The organism is Afipia sp. GW822-FHT04G07 (assembly GCF_058800765.1).
The window spans coordinates 3,551,196-3,565,984 of sequence record NZ_JBXAMP010000001.1 but is presented as its reverse complement, the minus strand read 5'-3'; the positions used below and the strand labels follow the sequence as shown (position 1 = coordinate 3,565,984).

Annotated in this window: 15 protein-coding genes and 1 tRNA gene; 10 read left to right on the top strand and 6 right to left on the bottom strand. The window is 61.9% G+C overall.

What is annotated here, in order from left to right; translation table 11 throughout:
- The first annotated feature begins 51 nt into the window (after positions 1-51).
- Both AC1RKJ_RS17465 and AC1RKJ_RS17460 read left to right on the top strand, forming a co-directional pair.
- Entirely contained in the window at positions 52-1,680 is a 1,629-nt protein-coding gene (locus AC1RKJ_RS17465; RefSeq protein ID WP_492792175.1) for a fatty-acid--CoA ligase, read from the top strand.
- A gap of 163 nt (positions 1,681-1,843) precedes the next feature.
- Positions 1,844-2,692: a DUF1499 domain-containing protein gene (locus tag AC1RKJ_RS17460; protein ID WP_492792174.1), complete on the top strand. Its 849-nt coding sequence runs from the start codon at positions 1,844-1,846 to the stop codon at positions 2,690-2,692.
- Here AC1RKJ_RS17460 and AC1RKJ_RS17455 read toward each other — a convergent pair.
- From AC1RKJ_RS17455 to AC1RKJ_RS17440, 4 genes are all read right to left on the bottom strand, one after another.
- Positions 2,665-3,594: an MBL fold metallo-hydrolase gene (locus tag AC1RKJ_RS17455; RefSeq protein ID WP_492792173.1), complete on the bottom strand. Its 930-nt coding sequence runs from the start codon at positions 3,592-3,594 to the stop codon at positions 2,665-2,667. The two genes, AC1RKJ_RS17460 and AC1RKJ_RS17455, sit on opposite strands and share 28 nt — an antisense overlap.
- A gap of 29 nt (positions 3,595-3,623) precedes the next feature.
- On the bottom strand, positions 3,624-4,838 hold the full coding sequence (locus AC1RKJ_RS17450; protein ID WP_492792172.1) for an acyl-CoA dehydrogenase: 1,215 nt from the start codon (positions 4,836-4,838) through the stop codon (positions 3,624-3,626).
- Between the two features lie 97 nt (positions 4,839-4,935).
- Positions 4,936-6,012, bottom strand: a complete 1,077-nt coding sequence (gene ribB / locus AC1RKJ_RS17445; protein WP_492792171.1) for a 3,4-dihydroxy-2-butanone-4-phosphate synthase — start codon at positions 6,010-6,012, stop codon at positions 4,936-4,938.
- 173 nt (positions 6,013-6,185) lie between these two features.
- On the bottom strand, positions 6,186-7,913 hold the full coding sequence (locus AC1RKJ_RS17440) for a cation:proton antiporter (RefSeq protein ID WP_492792170.1): 1,728 nt from the start codon (positions 7,911-7,913) through the stop codon (positions 6,186-6,188).
- Between the two features lie 348 nt (positions 7,914-8,261).
- Between AC1RKJ_RS17440 and AC1RKJ_RS17435 the strand changes: the two genes are divergently transcribed.
- Entirely contained in the window at positions 8,262-8,714 is a 453-nt protein-coding gene (locus tag AC1RKJ_RS17435) for a DUF2147 domain-containing protein (RefSeq protein WP_492792169.1), read from the top strand.
- A gap of 89 nt (positions 8,715-8,803) precedes the next feature.
- On the opposite strand, the gene AC1RKJ_RS17430 is transcribed toward AC1RKJ_RS17435, so the two are convergent.
- A tRNA-Pro gene (locus AC1RKJ_RS17430) sits at positions 8,804-8,880 on the bottom strand.
- 96 nt (positions 8,881-8,976) lie between these two features.
- On the opposite strand from AC1RKJ_RS17430, the gene AC1RKJ_RS17425 reads away from it, so the two are divergent.
- Genes AC1RKJ_RS17425 through AC1RKJ_RS17415 form a run of 3 tightly spaced genes read left to right on the top strand, consistent with a single transcriptional unit; the run spans position 8,977 to position 11,883 of the window.
- Positions 8,977-9,963, top strand: a complete 987-nt coding sequence (locus tag AC1RKJ_RS17425; protein ID WP_492792168.1) for an L-threonylcarbamoyladenylate synthase — start codon at positions 8,977-8,979, stop codon at positions 9,961-9,963.
- 34 nt (positions 9,964-9,997) lie between these two features.
- Positions 9,998-11,428: an FAD-binding oxidoreductase gene (locus AC1RKJ_RS17420; protein WP_492792167.1), complete on the top strand. Its 1,431-nt coding sequence runs from the start codon at positions 9,998-10,000 to the stop codon at positions 11,426-11,428.
- A complete protein-coding gene (locus tag AC1RKJ_RS17415) occupies positions 11,425-11,883 on the top strand; it encodes a GNAT family acetyltransferase (RefSeq protein ID WP_492792166.1) in 459 nt (152 codons plus the stop codon). Before AC1RKJ_RS17420 ends, AC1RKJ_RS17415 begins: the two co-directional genes overlap by 4 nt.
- 19 nt (positions 11,884-11,902) lie before the next feature.
- Here AC1RKJ_RS17415 and AC1RKJ_RS17410 read toward each other — a convergent pair whose 3' ends face one another.
- Positions 11,903-12,694 (bottom strand): SOS response-associated peptidase, encoded by a 792-nt coding sequence (locus AC1RKJ_RS17410; protein WP_492792165.1) that lies wholly within the window; start codon positions 12,692-12,694, stop codon positions 11,903-11,905.
- Between the two features lie 108 nt (positions 12,695-12,802).
- Between AC1RKJ_RS17410 and AC1RKJ_RS17405 the strand changes: the two genes are divergently transcribed.
- The 4 genes from AC1RKJ_RS17405 to AC1RKJ_RS17390 all read left to right on the top strand — a co-directional run bounded on the left by AC1RKJ_RS17405 (position 12,803) and on the right by AC1RKJ_RS17390 (position 14,641).
- Positions 12,803-13,321 (top strand): hypothetical protein, encoded by a 519-nt coding sequence (locus tag AC1RKJ_RS17405; RefSeq protein WP_492792164.1) that lies wholly within the window; start codon positions 12,803-12,805, stop codon positions 13,319-13,321.
- Position 13,322: 1 nt separating this feature from the next.
- Positions 13,323-13,748 carry an NUDIX hydrolase gene (locus tag AC1RKJ_RS17400; RefSeq protein WP_492792163.1) on the top strand — a complete coding sequence of 142 codons (426 nt, stop codon included), beginning with the start codon at positions 13,323-13,325 and terminating at the stop codon, positions 13,746-13,748.
- 56 nt (positions 13,749-13,804) lie between these two features.
- Positions 13,805-14,182 (top strand): TIGR02301 family protein, encoded by a 378-nt coding sequence (locus AC1RKJ_RS17395; RefSeq protein ID WP_492792786.1) that lies wholly within the window; start codon positions 13,805-13,807, stop codon positions 14,180-14,182.
- A 192-nt stretch (positions 14,183-14,374) separates the two neighbouring features.
- Positions 14,375-14,641, top strand: coding sequence for a hypothetical protein (locus AC1RKJ_RS17390; RefSeq protein ID WP_492792162.1), 267 nt, complete (start codon positions 14,375-14,377; stop codon positions 14,639-14,641).
- Positions 14,642-14,789: the final 148 nt, after the last annotated feature.

The following is a 14,789-nucleotide window of genomic DNA, read 5'->3' as shown; positions in this document are numbered from 1 at the left end:
GGGGCACACCAATCATAAAGACACAAAGTCACTTTCAGGAGGAAACAACGAATGCTCGGATTGATGCAAAATTGGCCCTTGTTGTGTCAGCGGATTATCGATCACGCAGCGGAGATTCACGGCAAGCAGGAAGTCGTGACGCGATCGGTCGAGGGACCCATTCATCGCACCAATTACGCCGAAATTCGTGCACGCGCGCTGAAAGTCGGCCAGCAACTCGACAAGCACGGTATCAAGATCGGCGACCGCGTCGCCACCATTGCCTGGAACACATGGCGTCATCTTGAAGCCTGGTACGGCATCATGGGCATCGGCGCCGTCTGCCATACCGTCAATCCCCGGCTGTTCCCCGATCAGATCGTCTGGATCGTCAATCATGCGCAGGACCGCATCATGATGACGGACCTCACCTTCGTGCCGCTGCTGGAAAAGATCGCGGACAAGATGCCTTCCGTGGAACGCTACGTCGTGTTCACGGATAAGGCGCATATGCCGCAGACCGCGCTGAAGAACGCGATCTCCTATGAAGAATGGATCGCGGAAGTCGACGGCGATTTCCAGTGGAAGGAATTCGACGAAAATACCGCAGCCGCGATGTGCTACACCTCGGGCACCACGGGCGATCCGAAGGGCGTGCTCTATTCCCACCGCTCCAATGTGCTCCATGCGCTGATGGCCAACAATACGGACGCGCTCGGCACCCGAGCCAGCGACACCATGTTGCCGGTGGTGCCGTTGTTCCACGCCAACAGCTGGGGCATCGCATTCTCGGCGCCCACCATGGGAACCAAGCTGGTGATGCCCGGCGCCAAACTTGACGGCGCATCGGTCTATGAATTGCTCTCGACCGAGAAGGTCACCTACACCGCCGGCGTGCCGACGGTGTGGCTGATGCTGCTGCAATACATGGCCGCCGAGAAGAAAACGCTGCCCGATCTGAAGGTCCTGATCTGCGGCGGCTCGGCGATGCCGCGCTCCATGATCAAGGCTTTCGTCGATCAGGGCGTCGAGGTTCGCCATGCCTGGGGCATGACGGAAATGAGCCCAATCGGCACCGTCGGCGCGCTGAAGCCTCCGTTCGCCAATCTCACCGGCGAGGCGCGGCTCGATATTCTGCAGACGCAGGGTTATCCGCCGTTCGGCGTCCAGATGAAGATCACCGATGACGCGGGCAAGAAGCTGCCGTGGGACGGCAAGACCTTCGGCCGCCTCAAGGTCAGCGGCCCCTCGGTGTCCAAAGGCTACTTCCGCATCGACACCAACATCCTCGACGACAACGGCTTCTTCGACACCGGCGATGTCGCGACCATCGATGCCGACGCCTACATGCGGATCACCGACCGCTCAAAGGACGTTATCAAGTCCGGCGGCGAATGGATTTCGTCGATCGATCTCGAGAACCTCGCCGTCGGTCACCCGAAGGTGCTGGAAGCCGCGGTCATCGGCGTCCATCATCCGAAGTGGGACGAGCGGCCGCTGCTGATCGTGCAGCTCAAGCCCGAGCAGAAGGCAAGCCGTGACGAAATCCTGCAATACATGGACGGCAAGATCGCAAAATGGTGGATGCCGGACGACGTGCAATTCGTGGACGCCATTCCGCACACCGCAACCGGCAAGATCCTGAAAACCGCGCTGCGGGATCAATTCAAGGATTACAAATTCCCGGTCGCGGCGGCCTGACGCCGCCCAGTTCATCATTCATCGAAATGCCCGGCTTGTACCGGGCATTTTTTTGCCCGTTCACCGGGTGATATTCCGCCTCGAACTGCTTCACAGCGGCCCCGGAAATGCGCTAGTTGACCGGCGCGCCCTTTCGCCCGGCGCCAGAACGGATTGACAAGGCATGGCCCGCCGGATCGCAGCCGCTTATCAGATGGAGCCCCTTTCGGCTCTTGCGTCGTGGACGCGCCGTCTTGCGGTGTTCTCACTGATCGCGACGATCGTTTCGGTCATTATCGTCCGTTTCGGATTTCTCGATTTCAAGCCCGCACTGGCGACATTCTTCGGCGCGCTCGCCTGCGCCGGACTGTCGATCCTCGTCGGCCTCGCTGCCTTTGCGGCGATCTGGCAAAACGGCTCGCGCGGCATGAGCCGCATCCTGCTGGCGTTCCTGATTGATGCCGCGATCCTCGCTTATCCGGCCTATCTCGCCTACCAGTACAACACACTGCCGGCCATTCACGATATCACCACCGATCCGATCGATCCGCCGCGCTTCGAAGCGCTGGCGCGGCTTCGAACAGGCGACGGCGCAAACCCCGCAGTCTATGCCGGTCTCTATTCGGCCGAGCAGCAGCGCACCGCTTATCCGGACATCGAGCCGATCAGCATCGACGTGCCGGTTCAAAAGGCCTACGAGTTGGCCCGGGCGCTGGTTGGACGGTACAAGTGGCTGGTCATCGACGAGCGTGCGCCACAACCGCCGCAGCGTATCGGCCGCATCGAGGCGGTGGCCCGAACGCCCATCATGGGTTTTCGAGAAGACATCGCGATCCGCATCATGCCGGATGGTGACGCCGCGCGCGTCGATCTTCGCTCGTCATCGCGTTACTTCGAGCACGATCTCGGCACCAACGCCGCGCGCATTGCCAAATTCGCCGAGCAGTTGAACGAGGCCGTGGACAACGCAAGGCCGGTGAAAAAGCTGATCACGCCGGCCAAGCCTCAGGCCAAGGGCACGACCAAACGATAATTGCCGTCGATGGTCGGATCGCCGTCGGTCGCCACGACATCGCGCGCGACGAGATCCTCGAGATGCGCGAGCACCGAATAGCCCGCTGCGCCCACCAGCCGGGGATCGATCCCGATATAACTTGCCCGCACGATGGTCGGAATGTCGGCCTCACCCTTGGCGAGACGATGCAGGATCGACGCTTCCCGCGCCTTGCGATGGCGAATGAGAAATTTCACGAACCGTACGGCGTCGGGAATCTCTGGACCGTGACCGGAGAAATAGAGCTGCTCGTCGCGCCGGGTCAGTCTTTCAAGCGATGCCATGTAATCGACCATCGATCCGTCGGGAGGCGCGACGATGGACGTCGACCAGCCCATGACGTGATCGCCGACAAACATCAGCTTGCGCTCCGGCCAGGCGAAAGCGATGTGGTTGGCCGTGTGTCCCGGCGTCGCGACGACTTCAAGCCGCCAGCCATCACCTTCCACGACATCGCCGTCCTTCAGCATCACGTCAGGACGGAAGTCCCAGTCGCCGCCGGACTCGGTGGCACGGGTCTCGCTGGCGTAAGCCGGACGCGACGCGCGATGCGGCCCTTCCGCATAGACCGTCGCGCCGGTCGCCGCCTTGATGCGAGCGACGCCGGGCGAGTGATCGTTGTGCGTGTGAGTGACAAGGATGTGTGAGACGGTTTCGCCGCGTACCGCGTCGAGCAGAGCCTGCGCATGGGCCTCGTTGACCGGGCCTGGATCGATGATGGCGACGTTGCCGCGGCCGACGATATAGCTCACCGTTCCGGTGAACGTGAACGGACTGGGGTTGTTGCACAACACCCGCCGCACGCCGGGGACAACTTCCTCCACGACACCGGGCGCGAGTGGAAAATCCCGGTTGAACGGAATGTCGTCGTTATCGCTCAAAGCCAGACCCTCAACCGGACAGATGCGCCTTACGAAAACGCCTGAATGCCGGTAATGGCGCGGCCGAGAATGAGTGCGTGGACGTCGTGCGTCCCTTCATAGGTGTTCACGGTCTCGAGGTTCTGCGCGTGGCGCATCACCTGATACTCGCTCGAAATGCCGTTGCCGCCGTGCATGTCGCGGGCGACGCGGGCGATGTCGAGCGCCTTGCCGCAATTGTTGCGCTTCATGATCGAGATCATCTCGGGCGCCATCTTGCCCTCGTCCATCAGGCGGCCGACGCGCAACGAACCTTGCAGGCCGAGCACGATTTCGGTCTCCATATCGGCGAGCTTTTTCTGCACAAGCTGGGTCGCGGCCAGCGGCCGGCCGAACTGCTTGCGGTCGAGCGTGTACTGCCGGGCGCGCTGGAAACAATCTTCCGCAGCCCCCATGACGCCCCATGAAATGCCGTAGCGGGCGCGGTTGAGACAGCCGAACGGACCGGCCAGACCGGACACGTTGGGCAGCAGCGCGCTCTCGGGCACCACGACGCCATCCATCACGATTTCACCGGTGATCGAGGCGCGCAGCGAGAGCTTGCCGCCGATCTTCGGCGCGCTCAGGCCCTTCATGCCCTTCTCGAGAATGAAACCGCGCACCTTGTTGTCGTGCGCGGCGGACTTCGCCCACACCACGAACACGTCGGCGATCGGCGCGTTGGAAATCCACATCTTGCTGCCGGTCAGGCGATAGCCGTCAGCGACCTTCTCCGCGCGGGTTTTCATGCCCTCGGGATCGGAACCGGCATCCGGTTCCGTCAGACCGAAACAGCCAACCCATTCGCCGGTGGCGAGCTTGGGCAGGTACTTCTTGCGCTGGGTCTCGTCGCCATAAGCGTAGATCGGATACATCACCAGCGACGACTGCACGCTGTTCATGGAGCGATAGCCGGAATCGACGCGCTCGATCTCGCGCGCGATCAGGCCATAGGCAACATAGCTCGCGTTGGCGCAGCCATATTCCTCAGGCAGCGTCACGCCGATCAATCCGAGTTCGCCCATCTCACGGAAAATCTCGCGATCGGTTTTCTCTTCGAGATAAGCCTGCGTCACGCGCGGCTGCAGCTTGTCCTGGGCATAGGCGCGCGCCGTGTCGCGGATCATGCGCTCGTCTTCGGTCAACTGATCGTCGAGCAGGAACGGATCGTCCCACTGGAACGTCACCTTGGCGGGCTTGTCCTTGGTCTGCGGGCGGGCGCTCATGACAAAATCCTTTCAGCTCAAGTCCGCTGTTGTGAAATCACGATAAATCGTCGGCGTCAGGTTGCAAGCGCAAAACCAGTTCCCGCTTGCGTGAAGCCTAGCCGTCAAACGGCTCGTTGGCGACAATTTCGATGCCAAATCCGGAGAGGCCTTTGTAATCGTGCGCCGACGAAGTGAGATGCCGGATCGACGTGACGCCGAGATCACGCAGGATCTGCGCGCCGACGCCGACTTCGCGCCATTGCCGATGACGGTCGGCCTCCGCCGAATGATCTTCAGCAATCGGCGCAACAGGCACACCTGCAGCGCCGTCGCGCAGATAAACCAGAACGCCGCTGCCGTTCTTCTTGAAGTGATCGAGCGCGGCAAGGACGCGGCCCGACCCGAAGAAAATATCCTTCACGATGTTGGGCTTGTGAAAGCGGGTCAGGACGTTCTGGCCGTTGCCGACGCCCTTGTAGACGAACGCGACGTGATAGATCGGATCGAACGGCGACCGATAGGCGTAGCCGTCGAGCTGCCCGATCGGGCTGTCGACGGTGAAGGTCGATACACGTTCGATCAGTTTCTCACGCGCCTGCCGGTACGAAATCATGTCGGCGATGGTGACGTGCTTGAGATTATGCTGGGCCGCAAATTTCACGACCTGCTCGCCCTTCATGACCGTGCCGTCATCATTCATCAGTTCGCTGATGACGCCGACCGGCGGCAGGTCGCACAGCTTGCAAAGATCGACCGCAGCTTCGGTGTGGCCCGAGCGCAGCAGGACGCCGCCGTCGCGGGCGATCAACGGAAAGATATGGCCGGGCCGCGCGAAGTCGCTGGCCCCCGCGTTCGGATTGGCCAGCGCCCGGCAGCACAACATGCGCTCCTCGGCGGAAATGCCGGTGGTCATGCCGGGCTTGTAGTCGATCGACACGGTGAAGGCGGTGGTGTGGTTGGAATCGTTGTGCGCGACCATCGGATCGAGCCGCAAGCGCCGGGCATTGTCGCTCGTGATCGGCGCGCAGACGATTCCCGAGGTATGTCGAATAATGAATGCCATCTTCTCCGCTGAGCAAAGCGTGGCGGCGACAATCAGATCGCCCTCGCCCTCACGGTCATCGTCATCGGTGACGACGACGATCTCGCCGGCAGCAAAGGCTTTCAGAACTTCAGGAATGGGATGGGCCATGACGCTTACATACTCTCCGTCATCGTACACTCAATGGGACGCTGATCGTATGGCTCAGGGCGGGTTTGGGCGCAACTGCCCTGTCCACATGGCCGATATCCGCCGCCCATTATCGGCCCGGCGGCAGCTTGTTTCAAACGTTCTCCAGGCGAAATGAGCCTCGGGTGGCTGCCTTAAGGCAGGACTTCCCTGCGTTCGCTGAGCAGTTGATCCATCTCGGCGCGCTTGTCTTCGATCAGGCCGTTGTCGACCGCCTCGATGACCTTATACAGCTCCTCCGCGTCGGTGATACGGGTCACCGTCACGTAGTTTGCTCCCGCGGCGTAGAGGTCCTGGACATCCCGCAGCATATCCGCCGTCGAAATGATCTTCGCGTCCGGATTCATCGAGCGCACGTGACGAACGAGCTTTTCGTTGTTCGCACCCTTCAGCAGCGAATCCGGCACGCTCAGGATGATAATCTCCGCGTTGCCGACGCCGGCATGCATCAGCGTATCGATGTTGCTGATATCGCCGTAGATGACATGAATGCCGCGCGAGGTGAGCGTGCGGAATACATTAGGATTGAAGTCCACCACGCTGATCTGGTCGAGCAGGGATTTGTTCTGCCGCTCGATCTCGCTCAGCAACGCGCTTGCCGCCCGGAAAAACCCGAGAATAACGATGCGCCGGGCCGCGCCGTGACCGCCCTCGTGATCGGCGTCCGCGGTCTGGGTCTGGTCGAGATCGCGAAAGCCGATCCGCTTCAGAGGGCCGATGGCCCATCGGGTGATCTGGTCGCTGCGGGCGATCGCAAACGTACTGAGCACCGCAAGGATCACGAAGGCGAACGACGCCGCGCTCGATGTCTCCGGCGTGATATGACCCGCGATGATGCCGGTCTGGATGACGACCAGCGAGAATTCGCTGATCTGCGCGAGATTGATCGCCGGCAGCAAACTGGCGCGAAGACCCTGCTTCATGAAATAGAGCGGCAGGAACGTGGTCAACACCCGGCTGACGACAGTGAAAGCCGCGATGACGAGCGCCAGCGAGATGGTCGCCGAATTCGGGATGGGTATCGTCATCCCGACCGCGACGAAGAACAGCGTGATGAAGAAATCCCGCAGCGTCGTGACCTTCGCGGTCACATCCAGCGCGTAGGGGAAGGTCGAGAGCGAGACGCCCGCGACCAGCGACCCCATCTCGCGCGACAGGTGAAGCCGCTCCGCCACTTCGCCGATCAGGAAGCACCACGCCAGCGCTCCGAGCATGACGAGTTCCGGGCTTCGCGCGATCTGGTGAAAAATCTTCGGCAGCACGAAACGACTGAGCACCATTGCGGTGACAACCAGCAACCCGACACGGCCGATCGACAGCAGGACCACGCTGATCTGGAGATCCGCGAGGCTGGGCTGAACCGCGAGAAACAGGATCGCAAAGATGTCCTGAAGCACCAGCACGCCGAGCGTGATGCGTCCCGGCAGCGTGTCGAGTTCGCGCTTCTCGTAGAGCACCTTGACGATGATGACCGTGCTCGACAGCGCGCAGGCGACGGTCAGGTAAAGCGCGTCGAACTTGTTCCCGCCCATCGACAGACCGATGGCGACAAAAAAGACGATGCCGAGCAGGCAGGCGCCGATCAACTGCCCGCCGGCTGCGAACAGGATCACGCGCCCAGCGCGGATAATCTTCTTGAGGTCGATTTCCAGCCCGATCATGAACAGCATGAAAATCAGGCCCAGCTCGGAAATCGTCTTGATCGATTCCTCCGATTTGACCCACTGCATGCCGTAGGGGCCGATGAAAAATCCGGCAATCAGATAGGCAAGGATCAGCGGCTGCCGGAAAAAATGCGCGGCAAGGCCGAGTACCCAGGCAAACAGGATTGAAAACGTAATGTCGCGAATAAGCTCGTGCATGCCCTCGACCGGTTCGGCAGCATCAAAAATGATTTGAATCAGGCCTGTGTATAAGGACCAAAGAATGCTGCGAAAGCAACATCCATGGCATGCTTTACGTCACCGAAACGCCTTCACCGAACCGCGATCTGTCGTCGGAAGCGACCACCAAATGGTACCGGGGCACGACAGCGCCCTCCGGCGCGAAATGAGATGCCAGCAACCCGCCGGCGACGCGCCCCCATCGGATGGTGTCCTCGAAGTAACATCGTCCGAAAACCGGCCGATCCAAACGGATGGTCGGCTTGAATAACAGATCGGCCTGTATAGGTTCGATTCGGCGGGCCTTCAGAGCTTCACAGGTTGATCATGACTTCGAAATTGAGCTTCATTTTAACAACGGTATTTTTGCTTGGAGGCCAGACTTTCGCTGACAAGGCCTTCGCGAATGATGGATCGGTGTTCGGCACATGGCTCACGGAAAAAGGTGACGCCAGGATTCAAGTGAGCCAGTGCGGACGGGCGATTTGCGGAAAAGTCGTTTGGCTGCGTGAGGCGATCGACCCGGCAACCGGAAGACCCCAGACCGACGACAAAAATCCGAATGCGTCGCTTGCCGCACGTCCAATGGTCGGCGTGCAGCTTTTCATCGGGATGAACCCCAGCGGCCCGGGCACATGGACGGGGCGGATTTATAACGGCGACGACGGCAAGGTGTACGACAGCAAAGTGTCTCTGCTGGGACCCCAAACGCTGCGCGTCGAAGGGTGCGTCGGCGCACTTTGCGGCGGTGAAAACTGGACCAGGGTCGGCGGCCGCTGAGCCTCCCGTCAGGCTGTCGCGGCGGCAAGCGGACGCGAACCGCCGCCGGCGGCGCCGAACTCGGAATAATATGATTTTTCAGTGGGTTATGGTCGGAGTAGCAGGATTTGAACCTGCGACCCCCTGCTCCCGAAGCAGGTGCGCTACCGGGCTGCGCTATACTCCGACTTGGGCGCCGGTATAGCGGCGGCTCTCGCGGACCGCAAGAAGCTGTATAAGAGACTCCATTCAGCAAATGCGCCCGCAGGATATGCACCACGCGATGAAACTCGACCTGAATACGGCCATTGTCCCTGCCGCCGGCGCGGCGGACGCCGCCGCGCGATGTCTGGAGGACGGCGGGCTGGTCGCGTTTCCGACCGAGACAGTTTACGGGCTCGGCGCGGACGCCACCAACGCCCGCGCCGTCGCCCGGCTTTACGAAGCGAAAGGCCGGCCGTCGTTCAATCCCCTCATCGCCCATGTTAGCGATCTGCAGGCCGCACAACGTATCGCGCGTTTTGACAACAGAAGTCTTCGGCTGGCGGAAACTTTCTGGCCGGGACCGCTGACGCTGGTGCTGCCCAAGGCATCCGGCTGCCCGGTGTCCGATCTGGCCACCGCCGGACTTGAGACGCTCGCCGTGCGCGTGCCGGCGCATCCGGCGGCGCGCGAGATCCTGCGCGCGTTCGGCAAACCTGTGGTCGCACCCTCGGCCAATATTTCGGGGCATGTCTCGCCAACCACGGCTGCACATGTTTTTGGCGATCTTGCCGGACGTATCGATCTGATCGTGGATGGCGGGCCGGTCTCGGTCGGCGTCGAATCCACCATCGTCGGCTGCTTCGAGACCCCGATGCTGCTGCGCCCCGGCGGGCTTCCCCGCGACGACATCGAGCGCGTGCTCGGCGAAAAACTCGCACGAATGCCGGAAGAAGATGGAACGGACGCGAGCCATCCTCTGGCGCCCGGCATGATGGCCTCGCATTACGCACCGCGAACGCCGGTTCGGCTCGACGCGCGTCGATTGGAAGCCGGCGAATCCCTGCTGGCCTTCGGGCCTCACATGATCCCGGGTGCCGAACGCGCCAGCGTCGTGAATTTGTCGAAAGCCGGCGATCTGGTGGAGGCTGCGGCCAATCTTTTCGGTTATCTTCGCGAGCTTGACGCTGCCGGCTCCCGCGCCATCGCCGTGATGACGGTTCCAAATGAGGGGCTGGGCGAAGCCATCAACGACCGCCTGCGCCGGGCAGCCGTGCCGCGAAACTGATCACACGCTGGAATTACAACAAGAAACAGAGCACATGAACATCGTTCAGCCGCCGCCGTCTTCCGTTCTGACACCCGAATTGCTGGCGCGCTTCGCCGCCATCGTCGGTGACAAGTACGCGGTCACCGACCCGCATGAGGCCGCTCCCTATCTCACCGAGGAGCGCGGGCTGTTTCAAGGGCATTCGCCGCTCGTGCTACGGCCGGGCTCGACTGCGGAAGTGGCCGCGATCTGCAAGCTCGCCACTGAAACGAAAACCGCGCTGGTCCCGCAAGGCGGCAATACCGGGCTGGTCGGCGGGCAAACGCCGCACAACGGCGAGATCGTGATTTCCACGCGGCGACTCGACAAGATTCGTGCGGTCGATACGCAATCCAACGCGATGACCGTCGAGGCCGGCGTGATCCTCGCCAAGGCCCAGCAGTGCGCATCCGATGCCGACCGGCTGTTTCCGCTGTCGCTCGGCGCAGAAGGAAGCTGCACCATCGGCGGCAATCTTTCCACCAACGCCGGCGGCATCGCGGCGCTGGCTTACGGCGTCGCGCGCGATCTGGTGCTCGGGCTTGAAGTCGTGCTCGCGGATGGCCGCATCATGCACGGCCTGTCGAGCCTGAAAAAGGACAACACCGGCTACGACCTGCGCGATCTGTTCATCGGCGCCGAAGGCACGCTCGGCATTATTACCGCAGCGACGCTGAAGATGTTTCCGAAACCGCGATCCGTCGAGACCGCGTTCGCAGCCATCGCCTCGCCCGCCGATGCGCTGACGCTGCTGGATCTGTCGCGGAGCATCGCCGCCGGAAGCCTCACGAGTTTCGAATTGATCCCGCAGATCGCCATCGACTTCGTGGTGCAACACGGCCCGTCGATCCGCGCGCCGATGGCGGATCGCCATCCGTGGTATGTGCTGATGGAGGTTTCATCATCGCGCGACGATGCGCGCGACACCATCGAGGCGATCCTGACCAGGGGCATGGAACAAGGCATCGTCCACGACGCAGTGATCGCGGCCAATCTCGATCAACGTAACGGGTTCTGGAAATTGCGCGAGGTGATTTCGCCGGCGCAGAAGCCCGAAGGCGGGTCCATCAAGCACGACATTTCGGTTCCGGTCGCCGCCGTTCCGGATTTTCTGACCGAAGCCGACGCCGCCGTGACCAAACTTATTCCCGGCGCGCGCCCCTTTGCGTTCGGCCATCTCGGCGACGGCAACATTCACTACAATGTCAGTCAACCGGTCGGCGCCGACACCGCAGCCTATCTGGCGCGCTGGCATGATGTGAACGATGTCGTTCATGCCGTGGTGCGACGGCACGGTGGATCGATCTCCGCCGAACACGGCATCGGCGTTCTGAAGCGCGATGAGCTGCCGCATGTGAAGGACCCGGTCGCGTTCGACATCATGCGGTCGATCAAGCATCTGCTCGATCCGCTCAACATCATGAATCCGGGCAAGGTGCTGTGACCGCAACACCGGCTCCAAAAAGCAATCTGGCCGTCGCGGCCGCAGAAGACGCCGACATCCCGGCGATCGTCGCGCTGTGGGAGCGTTGCGAACTGACGCGTCCGTGGAACGAGCCGCTGGCGGACATTGCAAGAGCGCGGGGTAAGGCCAATTCAGAGGTCCTTGTCGGTCGCGACGGAAACACCATCGTTGCAACGGTCATGGTCGGGCACGACGGGCATCGCGGATATGTCTATTACGTCGCGGTCGATCCCGATCATCGCAAGGCAGGGCATGGCCGTGTGATCATTGCGGCTTCCGAGGACTGGCTGCGCGAACGCGACATCGAGAAGCTTCAACTCCTGGTGCGGCCCGGCAACACCGAGGCCCAGGCGTTTTATGAAACGCTCGATTACGAAGAGCAGGAGCGCGTCATTTATGCCAAGTGGCTCGATGGCCGCCCAATGACGCCGTGAGATACAAAAATCCTCCGCACTAAAACAAACTGCCCTGCCCGTCGTCCGGCTTCGCGGGCGGAGTCTTCGGTCGCAAGACCTTTGCTACTTGCCTCTCGTCGTCGCGCTGTTTTTTCTCGAGCAAGGCCTCGGCTTCCGCGTCTTCCGCGCTGAACGGCAGCAGCAGTTCCGCGCTGTCATTGGCGACGCGATTGACCGCCGTCGAAATCTCATGCCAGACGAACGTTCCCGGCGGCGGCGCGATCATCATGTCCATCGCGCTCTCCGCATCGGTGAGATTGCCGTCGAGCCAGCGATCGAAATCTCGCGGATCGATCGTCACCGGAACGCGATCGTGCAGCAGAGCCATTTCCGGGGCCGCCGCGGCGGTGACGATGGCGACCGTATCGACCTCCTCGCCGTTCGGCCCCGTCCAGGTTTCCGCGACACCCGCAAAACCCATCGGCGCACCGTCGCGCCGGCGAATATAGTGCGGACGTTTGCGCCCCGGCCACGCTTGCCACTCGTAGTATCCATCCGCCGGCAGCACGCAGCGCCGCCGCCTGATGGCATTCCGGAATGACGGCTTTTCAAGCACGGTTTCGGAACGCGCGTTGATGACCAGCGCGAATTTGCCGGGATCTTTCACCCATGACGGTAGGAAACCCCAGCGCATCAGTTTGAACTGGCGAATGCCGTTTTCGAGGATCACCACCGGCACGGGCTGGGTCGGCGCAACGTTATGCCGGGGCGGAAAATTCGGCTGCTCGTTATAGTCGAACAGCCGGCGCAGCGCTTCGGGGGACGAGGTAATGACGTATCGACCGCACATGAAAAGACTCAAAAAGAGCTCAAAAAATAACGTTCGGCGGCAGAAAGTGACACATAAACGGGACTTCTTCAGCCACCTTTAACCCCCAATGCCCAAACATCGGCGGTAATGTCGCATTCAGCCCTCCAAGCCGAGTCCCCTGACGACGAGATCGGCCCGGACGATGCCGCTCTGGCGGCGGACATGCGCGCGCGCCGTCTGCTCGAGGCCAACATCAATCCCCGCACCGGCCTTGCCACCGATTACCTGAATCATTTCAACGAAGCGATCATGCTGCTTGAAATGATCCCCGACATCCCCGAATGCGCCGACGACTTCCTGGAGTGGCATCCGCTGAGCTATCGCGAGCATTTCGCGGCGTCCAATTTCAAGGCCCGCGAGCTTGCCATCAGCGCCTATGATTCGAGCGATCCGGCCGTCCGCACCGAATTCGACAATATCACCGCGACGATGACCTCGATCCTGACCACTGTCGGAACGGCCATGCGTCAGGCCCGGCACACTGAAACCCGCACCATCCTCGCCGAACAGGCGGCCGGCTGGGTCAAGCCGCTGGTGACGCTGGCGGGCTCCATGATCAATGGCGGCAGCAGCGACGACGACGTCGACCGCATCATGAGCCAGTGACATGACCGCGACTCCGCACACCGGCCCGCAACTGGCCGTCAGCGCCGGCATCTTCCGTGACGGCAAGATCCTGCTGGTCCGCCGCGCCCGCGAGCCTTCGAAGGGCATCTACACCTTTCCCGGCGGCCGGGTGGAATTCGGCGAAAGCCTGACCGAAGCGCTGGCCCGCGAGATCCGGGAGGAAACCGGCCTCACGATCGAAATCGTCGGCCTGATCGGCTACCGCGAGGCGCTGCCGGCGAAAACCGGCGGCCACGGCCATTTCGTCATCCTGCCGTTTGCCGCCCGCTGGGCCGCGGGGGACGTCGTGCTCAACGACGAACTCGATGACGCCCGCTGGCTGACCCCCGGCGATCTGGGCGGCCTTCCTATTACCCACGGGCTGCAGGACACCATCCGGTCGGCCCGCGCCCTGCTCGGATTATAACAGCAACCAGCGCCTGCCTTGCTTCCGGCCCGTTGAACGGGCATATGGCGGCCTTCATGCTGAAGCATATTTTCGCGGTTTTTCTGGTGGTCGCAGTGGCTGGTTCCGGCTCGGTCCGGGCCCAGGATGCGGCTGCGCCGTTCGACGGCGACCTGCAACGGCTGGCCGAAATCCTCGGCACGCTGCATTACCTGCGGGGAATCTGCGGCACCAATGAGGGCCAGAAATGGCGCGGCGAAATGCAGGCCCTCGTCGACGCCGAAACCCCGAGCGGCGACCGCCGCAGCCGGATGATCGCGAGCTTCAACCGCGGCTATAACGGGTTCCAGCAGACCTACCGCACCTGCACGCCCGCCGCGAATGTCGCCATCCGCCGCTACCTCGAAGAAGGCTCGAAAATCTCGCGAGACCTGACGGCGCGCTACGCCAACTGAATTATCCACCGAATTTCTTGGGACGGTTTTCCGCGCTCCGAAGCGAATGCCGGAAATAACAGGTTAAGTTGAAATCCCGGCGTTAACCTTTCCTAAAGAACCGTCTCGCGGCCCTTGCCCTGCATGCTATTGCTCTGTGCAGTTCCAACCGCGCAGGCCCAACCTGCTCGCGTTCACAGGTCATTTGATTTCATGTCGCATCCTTCCCATTGGGTTTCCGCTCGCGATCTCCTGCCCGACCAGGATCAGAAGCGCGCCGCTCTCAATTACCTCAACGAGGCATGGGCGGAAGCACGTCACGATGGCGTCGACGGCGATTGCCTGGCGCAGGCCAGCCTGTTCGCCGCGTTCGCGGAACTCGTGAGCACCTACGGCGAAGACGCCGTGGCGAAGTTCGTCGAAGGCCTCGCCGGCCGCATCCGCAGCGGCGAATTCTCGGTGGTGGAATTCCGGCAGTAAGCGACTCATCCCGCGCAATCTCTCTCCACGTCGTCCCCGCGAAGGCGGGGACCCATACTCCCTGAGTCATCGATCGTCGCGATAGCGGGCCAACTCTTTCCTTCGTCATCACCACGTTTGGTGCTTATGGGTCCCCGCCTTCGCGGGG